This is a genomic window from Okeania sp. (assembly GCF_983059655.1).
Map to the genome: position 1 here is coordinate 1 of NZ_CEZPJD010000567.1, position 2,997 is coordinate 2,997.

General features: G+C 29.9%; 1 protein-coding gene. It reads left to right on the forward strand.

What is annotated here, in order from left to right; genetic code table 11:
• Nucleotides 1-1,812: 1,812 nt before the first annotated feature.
• On the forward strand, nt 1,813-2,997 hold a 1,185-nt coding region (locus AC3DU7_RS24250; protein ID WP_488041863.1), incomplete at its 3' end, for a PAS domain-containing protein.

Here is a 2,997-nt window from a genome sequence, read left to right on the forward strand (position 1 = left end):
TCTAAGTGCCAAAAATAATTTTGTGGTCTACTCAAATGAAAAGCGCTGTAAGTAATAATAATGCTTAAATCATTTTTGTAACGATTCTCGGCATTAAACCAAGATATATTATCTCTTTTTACCTTATTCCCTACTCCCTACTCCCTACTCCCTACTCCCTACTTTCAAGGAGATGTAGCAAGACTTTTGAGATTTGGTATTATACCAATTTGAAAAAAGAATGCTATAAAAAGTGGCTCTAGAACGGGTATCTTTAAAAAAAGCTGATTCAGTTCATTTTAGATAGTTATTTATATTGTTTTCCCATCTTTTTCAAAATTTACCCCTTCTTCCTTCTTCTCTCTTCCTTTTTTCTTACTTCTAATATTTGTAACAAACATTTATCAAGTTGGTATTAGTCGGAAAAATGATCTATTAATTTTTCTGCCCTAGTGAGCCTTTTATGCTAACTTTTTGAACCTTTTTGACCTCACCATTACTACGCAAGACAACCAATTTTTTATTGTGTTTATTTAAAGAGATATGATATTAAACTATAAAATTATTAGCTAGTCTGAATTTTACATTTTACATTCTCAATATTCCTAAATCATGTATTTTTATTCAGCAAGCCCTAAATACACATAAACACATCAGGAATTACACATAATTCCACACGATTTGTAGAACTTTGTCTTTTATATAATTCCTGTAAATAATCTTTTGATGTACCAAAATTTCGGAACAGTATTAATTGATTTATCGGCGTTGGTGATTTCGGCTATGATTGTGCTTTAATGGCGATGGTCTAGCTATTAACTGAACCGTATTGTTTTATATTTGGCAAAATTTAGCTTTCATAGTTTGATTCACCAACGCCAGGAATTGCCATATATATACGAAGATATGTTTAATTAATTGATAATGGATAATTACCTCTGGTTAAAACTGCTACGGAATTGAATATAAGGAAATATTATTTTTTCTCTTGGTCGATTGGATATGGCGAGGAGACTTCGCCATCCTTCGACCGCTTTTTCCCCTTAAAAGGGGAGGCTTGAAAACAGAATTATTTACAGCACTTTGCGCGGATAGTGAGGTACAGTTTAAAAATTAATCTTTTTTTCCCTACTGCCTACTCCCTACTCCCTAAAGTCCTAAAATTTTGTACCTCATCAACTCCAAAACTGCTGTAATTATTAATTATTCGGTAATATCATGTTTCCCCTGTAGGGGAGCTACAAAATTGTGGGTAATCAGTTATAAATAAAATTTAAGGACTAACACTACCAATCGTACCAAAGAAATACTGAAATTATCAATTCTCTATTCTCCAATATTTCCTATGCATTCCTACTTTCTTCCCTCCTGACTCCTCACAACAGTTATTTATAAGTATTCAACCAAACATGATATAAAATCTATAATTTTTCTATACATCCTGTCAGTAAAATCTCATAACTAAAATAGGGAAGCGGTTTAATTCAGATATTTATCTCTCCTGAATTTATAATTTTTAACTTCCATTTATATACTAATAATTTCTGCGATCGCTCCTTCTAATTTTTTTTAACTTTATTATAGCCACTCAAATTATTATGATTGAAAGTTATCGGAAAAGGATAAGAGTAACTACTTAAGCCATTTCTATAATTCCTGGGAAATAATTATAATTTATAATTAACTTATCCTTAGATGTGAAATTTTATCAATGGATATGGGTAAAAGTGACTGATATTAATAAAGGACCTGATAAAAAATTTGATTATTATTAAGTTTTGTTTAGGTCAAATTTAAATTTTCAACTTCCTATATAAATCTGGTAGTTAGGCTATGAATAATACTCATCGATATAGTGCAAGTAGTCAGGAAATATGCCAAAATATTATCACATCTATGGAAAGTGTGTTGTGGTCAATTGAACCATTAACAAAAAATCTTCTTTACCTTAGTGATAGTGCTGAAATAATCTACGGAAAACCAGTATCTGATTTATTAAGAAATCCTCTCTCTTGGCTAGAAGTCATTTATCCTGAAGATCGGCAAAAAGTAGAAGATTCTATAGCTATTATTAGTTCAAATAAATTCTTAACACTACAATATAGAATCATTCGTTATTCTTCTAGTTCTGAACAAGAAATTAGATGGTTAGATGTTCGAGCTAAACTTGTTTGTAATGCTTGTGGAGAACCTGTGAGAATCGATGGTATTTCAACAGATATAACTGACAATAAAATATCAATTTTTCAAGAAGTTGTAGAAGATAATAATACAAAAAAATCTCCTATTTCACTTTTAAATAATAGTCTGATAGAAAACTCTAATTTTCAACTACCATATATTGCTATAAACAGGGAAAAGCAAATATTTGAACATCTTTTTATTGAATTAGATAATTTATATAAGGTCGATAAAAGCAGAAAAAAATCATGGTTTTTGCCAACTAATTATTTCAATAAAATGTCAAAAATTTCTTTTAAAAAAATCTCAGTTGATCGATATAAGAATCAAGATTTTACTCAAGTTAAACGAAACTTATATCGTAGTTTGGAAGAATATAAAGCTGTACTAAATATTTTGAAAATAGGTTTTTTTGTTACAGATAATATAGGTAATTTTATTGAAATTAATAGCAAAGCAAAGCAGATGTTTGGTTGGCAAAGACAGGGAATTAAATCAATCAAAGCTGCTCAGTTAGAGTTGAAAATAATCAGATATGATGGCACAGAAATGTCAAAAGAAGAATATGCTTGGATTGTAGCTTGTAGAGAAAAAAGCACTGTTGAAAATTTACGAATGGGGGTAGTTCAAGAAAGTAAAGAAGTGATTTGGCTTAGTGTGACATCTACTTTGATCTCAAGTTTAAATAACATAATTATTACAACTTATGTTGATATAACAAAATGCAAAAAAGCTGAAGAAAAATTAAAAAAATCAGAGCTGAAGTACCATGCATTTATGCGAGATGCAGGTGAAGCAATTTTAATTGCTGATTTACAGGGAAAGATTATAGAAGCT